The sequence below is a fragment of the Nitrospirillum amazonense genome (assembly GCF_007828035.1).
In the GTDB taxonomy this organism is placed as follows: Bacteria; Pseudomonadota; Alphaproteobacteria; order Azospirillales; family Azospirillaceae; genus Nitrospirillum; species Nitrospirillum amazonense.
The window spans coordinates 60,003-75,029 of record NZ_VITV01000003.1 but is presented as its reverse complement, the minus strand read 5'-3'; the positions used below and the strand labels follow the sequence as shown (position 1 = coordinate 75,029).

The 15,027-nt window shown below is 67.5% G+C and carries 11 protein-coding genes; 3 read left to right on the top strand and 8 right to left on the bottom strand.

Translation table 11 applies throughout. From position 1 onward, the window contains the following. Positions 1 to 39 precede the first annotated feature (39 nt). The 4 genes from FBZ87_RS30030 to FBZ87_RS08260 form a co-directional block, all read right to left on the bottom strand. Positions 40 to 1,767 carry an enoyl-CoA hydratase-related protein gene (locus FBZ87_RS30030; RefSeq protein ID WP_145609883.1) on the bottom strand — a complete coding sequence of 576 codons (1,728 nt, stop codon included), beginning with the start codon at positions 1,765 to 1,767 and terminating at the stop codon, positions 40 to 42. A 139-nt stretch (positions 1,768 to 1,906) separates the two neighbouring features. Then, positions 1,907 to 4,843, bottom strand: coding sequence for a TonB-dependent receptor (locus FBZ87_RS08270; RefSeq protein ID WP_246134305.1), 2,937 nt, complete (start codon positions 4,841 to 4,843; stop codon positions 1,907 to 1,909). 199 nt (positions 4,844 to 5,042) lie between these two features. Then, a complete protein-coding gene (locus FBZ87_RS08265; protein ID WP_145609882.1) occupies positions 5,043 to 6,092 on the bottom strand; it encodes a FecR family protein in 1,050 nt (349 codons plus the stop codon). After that, entirely contained in the window at positions 6,058 to 6,672 is a 615-nt protein-coding gene (locus FBZ87_RS08260) for an RNA polymerase sigma factor (protein WP_186454651.1), read from the bottom strand. Before FBZ87_RS08260 ends, FBZ87_RS08265 begins: the two co-directional genes overlap by 35 nt. A gap of 146 nt (positions 6,673 to 6,818) precedes the next feature. Between FBZ87_RS08260 and FBZ87_RS08255 the strand changes: the two genes are divergently transcribed. The 3 genes from FBZ87_RS08255 to FBZ87_RS08245 all read left to right on the top strand — a co-directional run bounded on the left by FBZ87_RS08255 (position 6,819) and on the right by FBZ87_RS08245 (position 8,928). Continuing rightward, complete coding sequence (locus FBZ87_RS08255) at positions 6,819 to 7,709, top strand: LysR family transcriptional regulator (protein WP_145609880.1); 891 nt, start codon at positions 6,819 to 6,821, stop codon at positions 7,707 to 7,709. A gap of 136 nt (positions 7,710 to 7,845) precedes the next feature. Then, positions 7,846 to 8,319, top strand: a complete 474-nt coding sequence (locus FBZ87_RS08250; protein ID WP_211106893.1) for a nuclear transport factor 2 family protein — start codon at positions 7,846 to 7,848, stop codon at positions 8,317 to 8,319. 18 nt (positions 8,320 to 8,337) lie between these two features. Beyond that, positions 8,338 to 8,928 (top strand): VOC family protein, encoded by a 591-nt coding sequence (locus FBZ87_RS08245; RefSeq protein ID WP_145609879.1) that lies wholly within the window; start codon positions 8,338 to 8,340, stop codon positions 8,926 to 8,928. 64 nt (positions 8,929 to 8,992) lie between these two features. On the opposite strand, the gene eda is transcribed toward FBZ87_RS08245, so the two are convergent. From eda to FBZ87_RS08225, 4 genes are all read right to left on the bottom strand, one after another. Next, entirely contained in the window at positions 8,993 to 9,634 is a 642-nt protein-coding gene (gene eda, locus FBZ87_RS08240) for a bifunctional 4-hydroxy-2-oxoglutarate aldolase/2-dehydro-3-deoxy-phosphogluconate aldolase (RefSeq protein ID WP_145609878.1), read from the bottom strand. Further along, entirely contained in the window at positions 9,631 to 11,472 is a 1,842-nt protein-coding gene (gene edd / locus FBZ87_RS08235) for a phosphogluconate dehydratase (protein WP_145609877.1), read from the bottom strand. Before edd ends, eda begins: the two co-directional genes overlap by 4 nt. A gap of 103 nt (positions 11,473 to 11,575) precedes the next feature. Further along, positions 11,576 to 13,048, bottom strand: coding sequence for a glucose-6-phosphate dehydrogenase (gene zwf, locus FBZ87_RS08230; protein ID WP_145609876.1), 1,473 nt, complete (start codon positions 13,046 to 13,048; stop codon positions 11,576 to 11,578). A gap of 346 nt (positions 13,049 to 13,394) precedes the next feature. Further along, positions 13,395 to 14,906 (bottom strand): NAD-dependent succinate-semialdehyde dehydrogenase, encoded by a 1,512-nt coding sequence (locus FBZ87_RS08225; RefSeq protein WP_145609875.1) that lies wholly within the window; start codon positions 14,904 to 14,906, stop codon positions 13,395 to 13,397. Positions 14,907 to 15,027 lie beyond the last annotated feature (121 nt).

The following is a 15,027-nucleotide window of genomic DNA, read 5'->3' as shown; positions in this document are numbered from 1 at the left end:
CGTAGACCAAGATCGCGGCCACCCGGCGCCTGGGGTGCCTTACCTCCGGGCGAAGCTGCCCAGGGGGCCGCCGCTCGCGGCGGGCCAGCCGAAGCCCAGCACGGCCATCAGGTCGGCGGCGACGGCGTCGTTCACCAGGCCCTCGGCCAAGGCGGTCACCATGGCGGTGCGCACGGCCGCCATCATGCGGGGGCCGGCATCGGCCGGCGCGGGGTCATCCGGCGGGCGCTTCAGGGCAGCCAGCACAGCCGCGGCCCCCTCCTCCCCCACCAGGTCGGTCACGGTGGCGTAGCCCAGCCGGCGGGCCAGGGCCCAGGGGCCCTCCGCCAGGCCGGCGGCGCGGGCGGCGGCGTCAACGTCGGCGGCCCCCAAGGTGGGGCCCAGATCCAGCGCGGCGCGGAAATAGGCGGCGGTCAGCCGGGCCAGGAAGCGGCCCTCGCCATCCTCCACCCGGAAGGGCGTGCGGCCCAGGCGCCGCGCGGCGTCCACGGCGATGGACAGGGCGGGTGCCGAGGTCCCAGGCCCCGCCACCACCTCCGCCACCCCGCCATCGGCTGGCAAGTACAGGCCCACCAGCCGATCGGCCCAGGCCAGCCCCTGCGCCACCGCGCCAACGCGCAGGCGCGGCCCCGTCAGCACCAGCAGCACATCCTCGCCCAGCGCCGCCTCGGCCGTCGCCAGCAGGGCGCGCTTGGCCGCCACATCCTCGCGGCTGGCGTCGAACAGGATCTCGACTTTGCGCTCACCCAGCTTGACGGGCGTCAGCTCGTCCAAGCCATCGGCATCGGCCACGGCATACACGTCCAGTCCGGCGCGGCGGGCCGCCAGGGCCACGGCGTCGGCCGCGGGTCCCCGGCCCAGGACGGCCACGCGCGACAATTCCGCCGCCGGCAGGGCCGGCCGCCAGGCGGCCTTGTCCGCCTCCCCCTTCGCCACCACCAGGGTGCGGACCAGCGCCGCCACCTCCCCCCGGCGCAGCAGGCCGGCGGCCAGCGCCCGCTCCAGGGCCAGGCCCTCGTCGAACGACAGGCCCAGGCCCTGGCTGACCGCCGTCTCTATGGCGGCGGTGGCGGAGGCCACGGCGATGGGGCGGCGCTTCTGCCCGACGATGAAGGGCGCCTCCACCGTGTTGCCCAGCCGGGCGCGCACCCACGCCTTGGCGGCGCTGCGCACGTGGCTGGCCGGAACCACCTCGTTCACCAGCTTCAGCTCCAGCGCCGCCGACGCCGTCACCATGTGGCCGCCCGACAGCAGGTCATGCGCCCCCACCCAGCCCAGCAGGCGGGGCAGGCGCTGGGTGCCGCCGGCCATGGGCATCAGGCCCAGGCGCTGGTCGGGAAAGCCGAATCGCGCGGCGGGGTGGTCGGTGGACACGCGGTAGCCGCAGGCCAGCGCCAGTTCCAGCCCCGGCCCCAGGGCGGAGCCGCTGAGCGCCGCCGCGATGGGCTTGGCCGTCCCCTCCAGCCGGCGCAGCGCGTCGCCGTAGGGAGCGATCGCGGCCAGCAGCGCGTCGTCGGACAGGCCAGGGGCCGCATCCGCCAGGGCGAGCAGGCCCAGGGGCTCCCGCCCCAGCAGGAAATGCCCCTTGGCCGAGGCGATGACCAGGCCCCGCACCTCCTCCCGGTCCTCCAGGATGGCAGCCAGCTCGTCCAGCGCCGCGATCAGGGCGTCGTCCAGCAGGTTGGCGCGCCCGGGCGCGTCCAGCGTGGCATAGGCGATGCCGTCGTCGTCGAGCGTCAGGTGCAGGGGGGACGGATGGTCGGTCATGCCCGCACTGTGCCGGGCGTCCGGTGCGGCGGCAAGTGTCCCCGATGCCGCAAAGCCACCCCGCGCGAAGGGAAAAGGGCGCCGGCGGTTGCCCGCCGACGCCCCTCATGAACCCAACTGCCAGGTTGGTTCCAGTTTTTTAGAACTCGCAGGTCACGCCCCACAGGAAGGTGCGGCCGCTGGAGGTGTTCACCTCGATGCGGTGCGCGGTCAGGTCGGTGAACTGCACGATGTGCTCATCGGTCAGGTTCAGGCCTTCCAGCGTTACCTTGATGTGCGGGGTGACGTTGTAGTGGGCGGAGAAGTCGACGTTGTTGGTCGGCTCATAGGCCTCACCCACGTTGCCGTTGCCGCCGATGCTGTCCAGGTACTGGCTGCGGTAGGCCTCCGAGATGCGCACGCCCCAGGTTTCGGTCTCGTAGTACAGCGTGGCGTTGGCCGAGAAGCGCGACAGGTTCACCAGCGGCAGGTCGTAGGACTTGCCGTTGATGATGGCGGGGGAGCTGCCGTCGGCGAAGGTGCCGTTGGCGACCATGCCCAGGTGGTTGAAGGGGGCCGGCAGGAAGTCGAAGTCGCGCTGCACGGCCACTTCCACGCCCTTGATGCTGGCGCCGGAGACGTTCACCGGCTGGGAAACGTTGTAGGGCGTGGCGCCCGTCTGCCCCGGCAGCAGGAAGGACAGCGGATAGCCGGTGGCGGAATACGGCTCCGTCACCGTGGTGGCGCTGATGAAGGAGTTCAGCTTCTTGTAAAAGGCGCCGATGGATACGAAGCCGACCTTGCCGTCGTAGTACTCCAGCGAGCCTTCCACCGCGTCCGCCGTGAAGGGCTTCAGGTCGGGGTTGCCGATGGTCAGGCTGCCGCCGAAGGGGGCGGTGGTGATGGTGCCGGCGGCCTGCAGATCGGACAGGGCGGGGCGGCTGATGTTGCGGTTGGCGCTAAGGCGCGCCACCAGGTCGGGCTCAACGAAATAGGCCAGGTTGGCCGCCGGCAGCACGCCGCTGTAGGTGTGCGGCACCGTCACCGGCTTCAGCACGCCGCCGGAGTTGACCGAACCGGCGGATGTCAGGTCGGTGGAGTAGTAGCGCAAGCCGACATTGGCCTTCAGCCGCCGCTCCATGACGTCCGTATCCAGGTCGTACTGGATATAGCCGCCCTTGGTGTCTTCCGTGACATGATAGTCCGAACCCGGCGACAGGAACTTGGCGTTTTCGATGTCCCGCGTCTGACCGATCAGCTTGTAGATGGCGTCCACGTCGCCGACGATGTAGGGCACCAGGGTGTCGTAGGGCACCGTATACTTGGTGCTGGCCGGGATCGCCCTGTCCGCCGGGACGTTGTAGAAGACCTTGTTGTTGTACTGCGCGCCTTCATCCTCGAAGCGCTTGTATTCGAAGCCGGTCTTGATGGTGGAGCTGTCGGTCAGCGCGTATTCGAAGTCCAGCTTGGCGTTCTTGTAGGAATTGATGATCTTGTTGGCCTGGGTGTCCAGGCGCATCAGGTTCCACAGCGACGGGTCGGTGGTGTTGAAGCTGTAGGTGTTGACCGGCATGGTAGTGCGGTCGTCAAAGCCGATGCCCTGGTTCTTCGCCTCCAGGAACACCTTGTCGAAGTAGGGCAGCTCGTAGTCGGAGCGGGAGTAGCCCACCATTCCCTTCACCAGCAGCCGGTCCGTGATTTGGTCGGACCCGTGCAGCACCGTCTGGTAGAAGTCGGTGCTGTCGCTTTCGGTGTTGTACTCGTTGCGCATGTCCACGCCGGTGTAGTTGGCGGCCACCAGGGTGTTGCCCTGGATGACGGCCGACTGCAGCACCTGGGTACCCGACACATTACCGGTCAGGGCGTTGGTGCCGCCCGCCGCCATGGCGTAGTCCTTGCGGTCGTTGGTCAGGCGGCTGTACAGGGCGTCGAAGCCCAGCTTCAGGCCGTTCTCCGGCTCATACTGCAGGGCCAGCGTGCTGCCCAAGCGGGTGCGGTGATCGAACCAGGTGGAATAGGTGTCGGCCTGCGGGGCATAGATGGTGCCGGATTCCATCTTGGCGGCGTCGGCGGCGCTGACACCCGGGCCGATGTTGGCCGGGTTCACCTTGATCTGGCTCCAGCCCCAGTTGCGATAGCCGTACTCGTTGCTGTCGTTGGTGCTGTAGGCGACCGACACCAAGGCGCCGAAGTCGCCCCAGCGGTTGGACAGCAGGCCCACCATACGGGGCGTCACGCTGTCGGTGTTGCTGTTGTTCTGGCCCTTGGCGGAAAACACGGCCTTGAAGCCGTCGTAGTCGAAGGGCTTGGCGGTGCTGAGCCCCACCGTGCCGCCGATGCCGCCCTCATCCTGTTCGGCGGCATAGGACTTCTCGACGGTCACGCGGTCGAACAGCTCGGAGGCGAACAGGCTGTAATCGAAGCTGCGGGTGCGGCTGACGGCGCCGCGGTTGTCCATGCCTGAGGCCGTGTTGCCCAGCACCTCCATACCGTTCAGCTGGGTGCGGGTGAAGTCCGGGCCCAGGCCGCGCAGGGTGATCTGCCGGCCTTCGCCGGAATCGCGGTTGATGGTGACGCCGGGCACGCGCTGCAGCGATTCCGCCAGGTTCAGGTCGGGAAACGCGGCGATGTCTTCCGCGACGATCACCTCCTCCGATCCCACGGCCTCGCGCTTCAGGGCCTTGGCCTGCGCCAGGCTTTCCCGGAAACTGGTGACCACCACCTCTTCCAGCGGATCGTCATTGACGCGCGCCTGCGGCTTGGGCGCGGCGGCCGGGGCCTTGGCCGGCGTTCCCACCTGCAGGACCACCACGGCACCGTCGTCGGACGACACCACCAGGGGCGTGCCCTGCAACAGGGTGGCCAGGGCCTTCTTGCGGTCCAGCTCGCCATGGATGGCCTGGGTGCTGATGCCGTCCAGCTGGCCCGCCGGCGCCACGATCTGGATGCCGGCCTGCTTGGCGAAGGCCGGGATGGCGCTGACCGCCGGCTGGGCCGGCAGGTCGAAGCTGCGCGTCTGGGCCACGGCGGGCGCGCTGAACGCGATGACGGCGGACGCCGCGCCGCACAGCAGCATCGGGCGCAAAGATTTGAACATTCTCACTGACTCCCCCAGCAATATCAGTGTCTGACTGCCATTCGCGGGGCGTTCATCGCCCTCACGCCCCTTAGATTATTTTGGGGAGCCAATCAAGCCATCCGTAATGAAACTTTTATATTTTGTTGCTCTCATTGTTTAATTTGGATGACGTGGGCATTTCGACTTCGCGTCATAACCGTTCATCTGGATGCCGGTCTTATTTATAAAGGGTGATGATGTCCCCTTCCCGCTTGCTTTTGATGCGCAGGCCCAGGGCGATGGCGCGGGCGAAGCCGGCGGGATCGGTGGCGGCAAACAGGCCGGAGATGCGCTCATGCGCCGGTGCCCCCTTCACCACGATCTTCTGGACGGAATAACGGGCGAATTCGGCCGCCGCCTCGGCCAGGGTGACGCCCTCGAAGGACAACAGGCCCTCGCGCCACATCAGGCTGCGTCCCAGGGCGCCCGGCGCCACGTCGCGCAGGGAGACCTGCACCTCCTCCACGCCGGCGGCGTTCAGGCCGATGCGCACCTCCGCCTCCTGGTTGGCGGTGACGTGGGTGCCGTTGGTGGCGCCGGCCGATGGCGTCCACAGCCGTTCCAGCGCCTGCCAGGCCGTGGCAGGCGGGGCGGGCGGCGGCAGTTCCACCGCCACCCGGCCACTGGTCACCTGCACGCGCATACTGCCCTTGTCATCCTCCAGCCGCACGGCATAGGCGGTGCCGACGGCCCGCGCCTGGGCCTTGGGGCCCTGGACGATGAAGGGGCGATCAGGGTTCTTGGCCACCTCGAAATAGGCCTCACCCTTCAGCAGGCGGATGGTGCGGCTGTCCTCGCGGTAGTCGACCTCCAGCACGCTGTCGGTGTTCAGAGTGATCCTGGACCCATCGGGCAGCGGGATGCGCCGCACCTCGCCCACCTCGGAGGCATAGCGGCGGCCGGCGGTCGGCGCCGGGCGGCGGACGAGAACGGCGGCACCCAGGACCGACGCGGCCGCGCCCATCAGTACGGCGCGGCGCGGCAACGTGCCCCACTGGGCCACGGACGGCGCCGGCGGCCGGCGCAGCATGCGCATGGCCAATTCCATACGTGGGCTGATGAAATAGGCCTGGGCGCGGGCCAACGCGCCGACGCAGCGGATGTCGCTGTCCAGCCAGGCCGACAGGTCCGCTTCCTCGGCCGGGGTCAACTCACCGGCGTCCTGGCGGGCGACCCAGCGGGCCGCCGCCTCATCAATGGACTTTGCGCTTTGCCGCTGCGTGATCACGCTCTACCGACCTTGTCTTCTTCTTTTGATCCGCCACGCCGTCCTCATCGGCCTCTTCCCGGCCCAATTGGGCCAGCAGCAGCTTGATGCCCCGCGCCACCTGCTTCTGGATGGTGTGCTGCGACAGGTTCATGCGCCGGGCGATCTCCTGCTGCGACAACCCCTCCACCCGGCGCATGACGAAAGCGGCGCGCGTCTTGCGCGGCAGAGCCTCGATGGCGCGCCGCACATGCTCCAGCTCGGACCGGGCCAGCACCGTGTCCTCCGGCGATGGCTGATCCATCACCGCCTCCAGCGCGCCGATGTCGGACACGGCAGTGATGGGCACCACGCGGGCATGCCGCAACTGCTGCAGGATGACGGAATGGGCGACCTGGAAAGTGTAGGTCTTGGGATCGAGGATGGCGTCCACCGAAGCCTTGGTGGCCAGGATGGCGTAGGTTTCCTGCACGACGTCGTCGACATCGCAGTGCAGGCCCCCCTTGCGCTTCAGCCAGGCGCGCAGCGCCGGCTCATGCGGCACGACGTGCAGCGCCAGCCACTGCGCCCGCTCAATCGTGATCTGCTTGGTGGATTTCAATGTCGCCCCGCATCTAAGCACTGCTCCCTAGATGCGCGGACTTTGTGACAGACGCCATTTGTCATGAAAATTTAGGAATTGGCGTCTGACAATGTGGGTGCATAATCTATGTATATTGTTTCCATATCAGAACAACGGATGCCGTCATGGATTTGAACGCGGTCGCGATGTTCGTTGCCGTCATCAAAGCCCAAAGTTTTTCCAAGGCGGCCACGGAACTGGGCGTCACCAAGTCCACCATCTCCAAGAAGATCAGCGAGTTGGAGGCCTTCCTCGGCACCACCCTGATCCGGCGGACGACGCGCAGCCTGCAACTGACCCAGATGGGGGCGGAGTTCTACGAACAATGCGCCACCTCCCTCACCGCGCTGCGGGACGCGGCGGAAAACGCCCAGGCGGCGGGGACGGAACCGCGGGGGCATTTGCGCGTGACCTGCCCGGCGGACTTCGTGCCCGCCATCATGGGACCGGTCTTTGCCGGCTTCATGCAGGCCTACCCCAAGATCACGCTTGAGGTCATCCTGACGGACAAGCCGCTGGACCTCGTCATGGACAACATCGACGTGGCGATCCGGATTGGAAACCTGAGCGATTCCGCGCTCATGTCCCGCCGCATCGGGCGTGAGGTTTTCCAGTTGCTGGCCAGCCCGGCCTATTTCGACCACGCCCCGCCATTGCGCGAGCCGGGCGACCTGCGGGATCACGAATGCCTGATCTTCGCGCCCAAGCCCGAATTGCGGATCTGGCACCTGCAGGATGGTGAGCGCCGGCTGCGGATAGAACCGGGCATCAAGTTCATCTCGAACAACATCTCGATGATCAAGACTTTGGCCGTCCTGGGCGCCGGCATCACGCTGCTGCCCGTCTCAAGCTGCCAGGAGGAGATCGCCGCCGGGCGGCTGTCGGTCCTTCTCCCCGAACTGTCGATGGGCGCCACGCCCATCCACCTCGTCTACCAAAAGCAGCCCTTCAAGTCGCCCAAGATCCAGACCTTCGTCTCATACGTCGAAACGCACGTCCGGAGTCAATTTCCGTAAACATCAATAGTTTCTTATAAGAAACAATGTTTTCATGCTTTCGTTCATTATCAAACAATCCTCGCCGGGGTACGGTTTGCCCGGATCGAAACGGGCACCGACCCGTTACCCGTTGCCCCCGCGAAGGATAAAGGCGATGAAGCCCCCCTCGAAATTCGGCCTACTGATGCTGGCCCTCTTCTCCACGGCCGCCGCCCGTGGCACCCATGCCGCCCCGGCCCAAACGCAGGTGCTGGATACCGCGCCGGCGACGAATGAGCAGATCGCGGCTGCGCAGACGCTGATCGACAAGCATTTCGCGCTGTGGAACAGCAACGACATGTCGAAATACCGGCAGGCCTACGACGCGATCTACGCCAAGAATTTCCTGATGGCGGATTACAGCGGCGTGGCCCGGAACTACGACGATGTCGTGGCGCTGATCCAAAAGGTGCAGGCGGCGCATCCCGGTTTCCATTTCACGCCCAAGCCCGTCGCCATCAACCATGGCCTGGGCCGCGTCACCTGGGGCTACGGCCCCGCCGACGACCCCACCCTCATCACCGGCGAAGACATCTTCACCATCGAAGACGGCAAGATCACCAGCCTTCGCGTCTTCCTGAACAAATAAGCCCCCAAGAGAGACATCATGAAATTCATCAACGCCTACCTGGTGGCCGGGCTGCTGGCCATCGGCGCCCCCGCCCATGCACAGGACGTGAAGGTCGCCGGCATCGACCATGTCGGCATCACCGTGCCGGACCTGCAGCAGGCGGAGGAGTTCTTCTCCAGCACCTTCGGCTGCGTGCCCGTCACCCACATCGGCCCCTTCCCGATGGCCACCTCCCTGTCGCCGGACCGCAAGCAGACCGTGGCCCCCCGCGCCACCAGCCTGTCGCTGGCCATGCTCCGCTGCGGCACCGGGTCCAACATCGAACTGTTCGCCTACAAGGACTCGACCGGTTCGACCATCATCCCCAATAACGAGGATCTGGGGCAGTCGCACATCGCCTTCTACACCGACGACGTCAAAGCCGGCGCCGCCAAGCTGAAGGCCAAGGGCCTGCAGATCATCGGGGAACCCATCACCATGCCCAGCGGCGACACCGCGGGGGAGACCTGGGTGCACTTCCTGTCGCCCTGGGGGTCGGAGATGGAACTGGTCGGCTATCCCAACGGCAAGGGATATGAAAAGACCGCCAAGGTTAAACTGTGGAGCGCCAAGCACCCGGCCGACTGACCCTGCAACAAAAAACGCCCCGACCGGTGTTCAAACCGATCGGGGCGCTTGTTCGGTAAAACGCTCACCTGCCCAGGGCCGACGCCTCGCGCGCCAGCTTGGTGATGCCGGCCCAATCCTTGGCCGCCACCAAGTCCGCCGGGGTCAGCCAAGAGCCGCCAACGCAGGCGACGTTGGGCTGGGCCAGATAGTCGGGTGCCGTCTTCACGGTGATGCCGCCCGTGGGGCAGAAGGTGATCCCCGGCAGGGGCGAGGCCAGCGACTTGATCAGCTTCAGGCCGCCCACGGCCTCGGCCGGGAACAGCTTCACATGGCGCAGGCCGCGGGCCTGCAGGGCCATGACCTCCGACGGGGTGGCGGTGCCGGGCAGGAAGGGCACACCCTGGGCCAACACCTCATCCAGCAGGGCGGGGTAGCAGCCTGGGCTGACGATGAACTGCGATCCGGCGTCGCGCACGCGGCCCACCTGGTCCGGCGTCACCACCGTGCCGGCACCGACCACGGCGTCCGGCACCTTGGCGGCGATGATCTCGATGGCGGCCAGGGCGGCCTCGGTCCGCAGGGTCACTTCCAGCACCCGCACGCCACCCTCGACCAGGGCCTCGGCCAGCGGTAGGGCGTCCTCGACCTTCTCGATGATCAGGACGGGAACGACGGGGCCCAGCGCCAGGATTTCGCCCACGCCGTACTTGCTCTGCGAACTCATGCGAAATCCTCTCCGAAGCTATGGGCGCCGTCCTCGGCGCCGGTCACATGGGCGCGCATGGCCCCGAACAGGTTGCGGCCCGTGCCCCAGGTGTTGGCGCTCAGGTCGGGCGTGGCGGCCGGGCGGGCGGCAAACTCGGCCGCGTCCACCAGGATGTCCAGCGTGCCGGCCTCACCATCCAGGCGCACCACGTCGCCGGTCTGGATGCGGGCCAGCGAACCGCCCTTCAGCGCCTCCGGCGTCAGGTGGATGGCGGCGGGCACCTTGCCCGACGCACCGGACATGCGCCCATCGGTGACCAGCGCCACCTTGAAGCCCTTGTCCTGCAGCACGCCCAGGGGCGGCGTCAGCTTATGCAGTTCCGGCATGCCGTTGGCGGCGGGGCCCTGGAAGCGGACCACGGCAATGAAGTCGCGCTCCAACTCACCGCGCTTGAAGGCGGCCAGCATCTCATCCTGGCTTTCGAAGACGATGGCCGGCGCCTCGACGACGCGGTGCTGCGGCTTCACGGCCGACACCTTGATGATGGCGCGGCCGGCGTTGCCGGTCAGCAGGCGGATGCCGCCCGACGGGTCGAAGGGGTCGCTGGCCGGGCGCAGGATGCTGGTGTCGGCGCTGGTGGCCGTGCCGGGCCGCCAGGCGGCCTTGCCATCCTTCAGCCATGCCTCATGGCGGTAGGCGTCCAGGCCGCTGCCCTGTTCCGTGCCGTCCACAACGGTGGCGACGTCGCCGTGCAACAGGCCGGCGTCCAGCAGGCTGCTGATCAGGAACTGCAGGCCGCCGGCGGCGTGGAAATGGTTCACGTCCGAGACGCCGTTGGGATAGACCCGCGCCAGCAGGGGCACGGCCCCCGACAAATCACTGAAATCCTGCCAGTCGATATGGATGCCCGCGGCGCGCGCGATGGCCACCAGGTGCAGGGTATGGTTCGTCGACCCGCCCGTGGCCAGCAGGCCCACGATGGCGTTGACGATGCTGCGCTCATCCACCAGGCGGCCGATGGGCGTGTAGTTGCCCGCCTGCTCCGTCAACTGGGCCGCGCGCTGGGTGGCCGCCACGGTCAGGGCATCGCGCAGCTCCGTGTTCGGGTTGATGAAGGAGGATCCGGGCAGATGCAGGCCCATGATCTCCATCAGCATCTGGTTGGAGTTGGCGGTGCCGTAGAAGGTGCAGGTGCCGGGGGAGTGGTAGGACTTTGACTCCGCCTCCAGCAGGTCGTCACGGGTGGCCTTGCCCTCCGCGTACAGCTGGCGGATGCGCGCCTTCTCCGGATTCGACAGGCCCGACGGCATCGGGCCGCCCGGCACGAAGATGGCCGGCAGATGGCCGAAGGACAAAGCGCCGATCAGCAGGCCGGGGACGATCTTGTCGCAGATGCCCAGGTACAGCGCCGCGTCGAACATATCGTGCGACAGGGCGATGGCCGTGGCCTGGGCGATGACATCGCGGGAGAACAGCGACAGCTCCATGCCGTCGCGGCCCTGGGTCACACCATCGCACATGGCGGGGACGCCGCCGGCGAACTGGGCCACCACGCCCGCCTCATGCGCCGCCTTCTTGATGATGGCGGGGAAGCGCTCGAACGGCTGGTGGGCCGACAGCATGTCGTTGTAGGCCGACACGATGGCGATGTTGGATTTGCGGTTGCCGGCCAGCGCCGCCTTGTCGTCGGCGGCACAGCCGGCGAAGCCGTGGGCCAGGTTGCCGCAGCCCAGCGCGCCGCGCCGGGGGCTCTGGCCCTTCTGCGCGTCCAGGCGCTGCAGGTAACGGGCGCGGCTGTCCGCGCTGCGCTGGATGACGCGGTCGGTAACCCGCCGCAGGGTGTCGTGTAGCGCCATGGGGTCCTCCCTGGCTGATGAGCCATGAACGTGGATACGCCGGCGGGACCGGCGATGCGGCGCCGGCCCCGGGGGCTGAAGTCGAATAAACGCCCGCGAACCCTTAGAGTTCGGGGTCGTGCCAACGGCGACCGTCGCGGTCCAGCAGCAGGGCCGCGCTGATAGGGCCCCAGCCGCCGGCGGCGTAGGGGTCCGGGCGCATGTCCGTCTGCTCCCAGCCGGCCAGGATGGTGTCGATCCAGGACCAGGCGGCGTCCACCTCGTCGCGGCGCATGAACAGCGACGGATTGCCCCGCACCACGTCCATCAGCAGCCGCTCATAGGCCTCGGGATACCGGTCCTTGAACGCCTCGGCATAGGAGAGGTTCAGCGGCACGGAGCGCAGGCGCAGGCCGCCCGGGCCCGGCACCTTGGTCATGATGTTCAGCTGCACGCCCTCGTCCGGCTGCAGGCGAATGACCAGGCGGTTGGCCATCAGCTCGCCCGAGCCTTTGGGGAAGACGCTGTGCGGCACGTCCTTGAACTGGACGACGATCTCGGAATAGCGGACTGGCAGGCGTTTCCCCGTGCGCAGGTAGAAGGGCACGCCGCTCCAGCGCCAGTTCTCGATCTCAGCCTTGATGGCGACCAGGGTCTCGGTGTTGCTGGACCGCGTCAGCTCATCGGCGTACCCCGGGACCGGCTGGCCGTCGATGGAGCCGGCGCGGTACTGGCCACGCACGGTCTTGACCTTCACATCGGCCTGGGTGATGGGGCGCAGGGCCCGCAGCACCTTGATCTTCTCATTGCGGATCTGGTCGCCCGACAGGTGGGCCGGCGGCTCCATCGCCACCAGGCACAGCAACTGCAGGAAGTGGTTCTGCACCATGTCGCGCAGGGCGCCGGCCTTGTCGTAGTACTCGGCCCGGCCTTCCACACCCACGCTTTCGGCGACGGTGATCTGGATATGATCGATCCAGCTGCTGTTCCACAGCGGCTCGAACAGGGCATTGCCGAAGCGCAGGACCATCAGGTTCTGCACCGACTCCTTACCCAGGTAATGGTCGATGCGGTAGATGCGATCTTCGGGGAAGACGGCACCCACCTCCTCATTCACCGCATTGGCCGACTTGCCGTCATGACCAATGGGCTTCTCCAGCACCACGCGGCAGGTATCGGTCACCAGGCCGGCGCTGGCCAGGTTACGGCAGATGGCGCCGAACAGGCTGGGGGCCGTCGCCAGGTAGCAGACGCGGGCCTTGTCCTCATGCCCCTTCAGCAGGGTCTGCAAGGGTTCCCAGCCGGCCGACTTGGTCGCGTCCAGCGACACATAGCCCAGGCGGGCGGCGAACCGCTCCCACACCGCCGTCTCCAGGTCGGCGGCGGGGACGTGGCGCTGCAGCGCCGCCCACACCGTGGCCCGGAAATCCTCCACCGTCTGGTCGGTGCGGCTGACGGCGATGATGCGGCTTTCGTCCGTCATCTGCCGGTCGCGCTCCCGGTAGTAGAGGCCGGGCAGCAGCTTGCGCATGGCAAGATCGCCGGTACCGCCGAAAACGACGAAATCGAAGGGATTGACTTGCAGCACTTCAGCCATGATGGCGCCTTGGCTTGGTTTCCCAGGGATGGCAGGGCCATCCGCCCGTTATCGATTATGCGGTTATTTCACTACCACAATTCCCTGGAAGCGCCACCGGAAAATCACCTCCTATGTAATCAGGGCGGCGATTTTCCGGTAATTCCGTAACATGACAGCTATTCCGTAAGGCTTTCGGTCGGGATCGATCGAAAGCCCCCTCATGCGCCGGGCGCGGCCATCCGGCCGCTTGGCTTCCTCGCTTTCCAGTCTGCTGACGCTTCCCGGAAAGCTGCGGCGGCCCCGGTCGGGGCCTAGGCGGCATGAGGGAACCTCACGCCGCAGCCCGCCACCTGCTCGTGGGGGCTTAGGCCTTCAGGCCGCCCATCAGCAGGTATTTCACCACCAGGTAATCCTCGATGCCGTACTTGGAGCCCTCGCGGCCCAGGCCGCTCTGCTTCACGCCGCCGAAGGGCGCCACCTCGGTGGAGATGATGCCCTCGTTGATGCCAACCATGCCGTATTCGAGGGCCTCCGCCACCCGCCAGATGCGGCCGATGTCGCGGCTGTAGAAGTAGGCGGCCAAGCCAAACTCGGTGTCGTTGGCCATGTGGATGGCCTCGGCCTCGTCCTTGAAGCGGAACAGCGGCGCCACCGGGCCAAAGGTTTCCTCGCGCGCCAGGATCATGTCCGGCGTGGCGTCCAGCAGCAGGGTGGGCTCGAAGAAATTTCCGCCTAGGGCGTGCCGGCGGCCGCCCATGGCCACGCGGGCGCCCTTGGACACCGCGTCGGCGATGTGGCGCTCCGCCTTTTCCACCGCGGCGGCATTGATCAGGGGGCCGGTGGTCACGTCCTTGTCGGCGCCGTTGCCCACGCGCAGGCGGCCCACGGCCTCCGCCAGGCGGGCGGCGAACGCCTCGTAGACGCCATCCTGCACCAGGATGCGGTTGGCGCAGACGCAGGTCTGGCCGGCGTTGCGGTATTTGGAGGCCATGGCCCCCTCCACCGCCGCGTCCAGGTCGGCGTCGTCGAAGACGATGAAGGGCGCGTTGCCGCCCAGTTCCAGGCTCAGCTTCTTCAGCGTGTCGGCGCTCTGCTTCATCAGCAGCTTGCCCACGGGCGTGGACCCGGTGAAGGACAGTTTGCGCACCAGCGGGTTGGACGTCATCTCCCCGCCGATGGGCTTGGGATGGCCGGTGATCACACTCAGCACACCCGGCGGCACGCCCGCCCGCTCCGCGAGCACGGCCAGCGCCAGGGCGCTGTAGGGCGTCACCTCCGATGGGCGCACCACGATGGGGCAGCCCGCGGCCAGGGCCGGTCCCACCTTGCGGGTGATCATGGCGATGGGGAAGTTCCAGGGGGTGATGGCGGCGGCCACGCCGATGGGCTCCTTCACCACCACGATGCGCTTGTCACCGGCGAAGCTGGGGACGGTGTCGCCGTAGGCGCGCTTCCCTTCCTCCGCGAACCATTCGATGAAGCTGGCGCCGTAGGCGACCTCGCCCCGCGATTCAGCCAGGGACTTGCCCTGCTCCGCCGTCATGATGCGGGCCAGATCCTCCTGCGCCGCCATGATCATCTCGAACCAGCGGCGCATGACGGCGGCACGGTCCTTGGCGGTGCGGGCGCGCCAGCCGGCCCAGGCGGCGTTGGCGGCCTTGATGGCCAGCGCCGTCTCGGCGGCCCCCATGGCGGGGATGGTGCCGATGACCTCACCCGTCGCCGGGTTGTCGACGTCGATGGTGCCGCCGTCATCGGCATCCACCCAGGACCCGCCGATGTAGGCCTGGTCCCGCAGCAGGCCGGGGTCCTTCAGCCCAAGGGCCTGAGCCGTGCGGATGAGGGGCCCGTGGGGGGCGCGAACGGGGGTATCCATGGCAAACCTCTTGTAACAACCGCCTTGGGGGTACGGGTCTTACGTAAGCGGGACCCGGGGGCGTTGCAATGCAGGGGGCCGCTACAGGCGGGCACAGCTGCCCGCCCGGCCGGGTCACAAC

Coding starts and splice junctions, on each gene's coding strand:
- FBZ87_RS30030 (WP_145609883.1), bottom strand. CDS start 1,767: ATGACCGACCATCCGTCCCCCCTGCACCTGACGCTCGACGACGACGGC.
- FBZ87_RS08245 (WP_145609879.1), top strand. CDS start 8,338: ATGAAATTCATCAACGCCTACCTGGTGGCCGGGCTGCTGGCCATCGGC.
- FBZ87_RS08270 (WP_246134305.1), bottom strand. CDS start 4,843: ATGTTCAAATCTTTGCGCCCGATGCTGCTGTGCGGCGCGGCGTCCGCC.
- edd (WP_145609877.1), bottom strand. CDS start 11,472: ATGGCGCTACACGACACCCTGCGGCGGGTTACCGACCGCGTCATCCAG.
- FBZ87_RS08255 (WP_145609880.1), top strand. CDS start 6,819: ATGGATTTGAACGCGGTCGCGATGTTCGTTGCCGTCATCAAAGCCCAA.
- eda (WP_145609878.1), bottom strand. CDS start 9,634: ATGAGTTCGCAGAGCAAGTACGGCGTGGGCGAAATCCTGGCGCTGGGC.
- FBZ87_RS08250 (WP_211106893.1), top strand. CDS start 7,846: ATGAAGCCCCCCTCGAAATTCGGCCTACTGATGCTGGCCCTCTTCTCC.
- zwf (WP_145609876.1), bottom strand. CDS start 13,048: ATGGCTGAAGTGCTGCAAGTCAATCCCTTCGATTTCGTCGTTTTCGGC.
- FBZ87_RS08225 (WP_145609875.1), bottom strand. CDS start 14,906: ATGGATACCCCCGTTCGCGCCCCCCACGGGCCCCTCATCCGCACGGCT.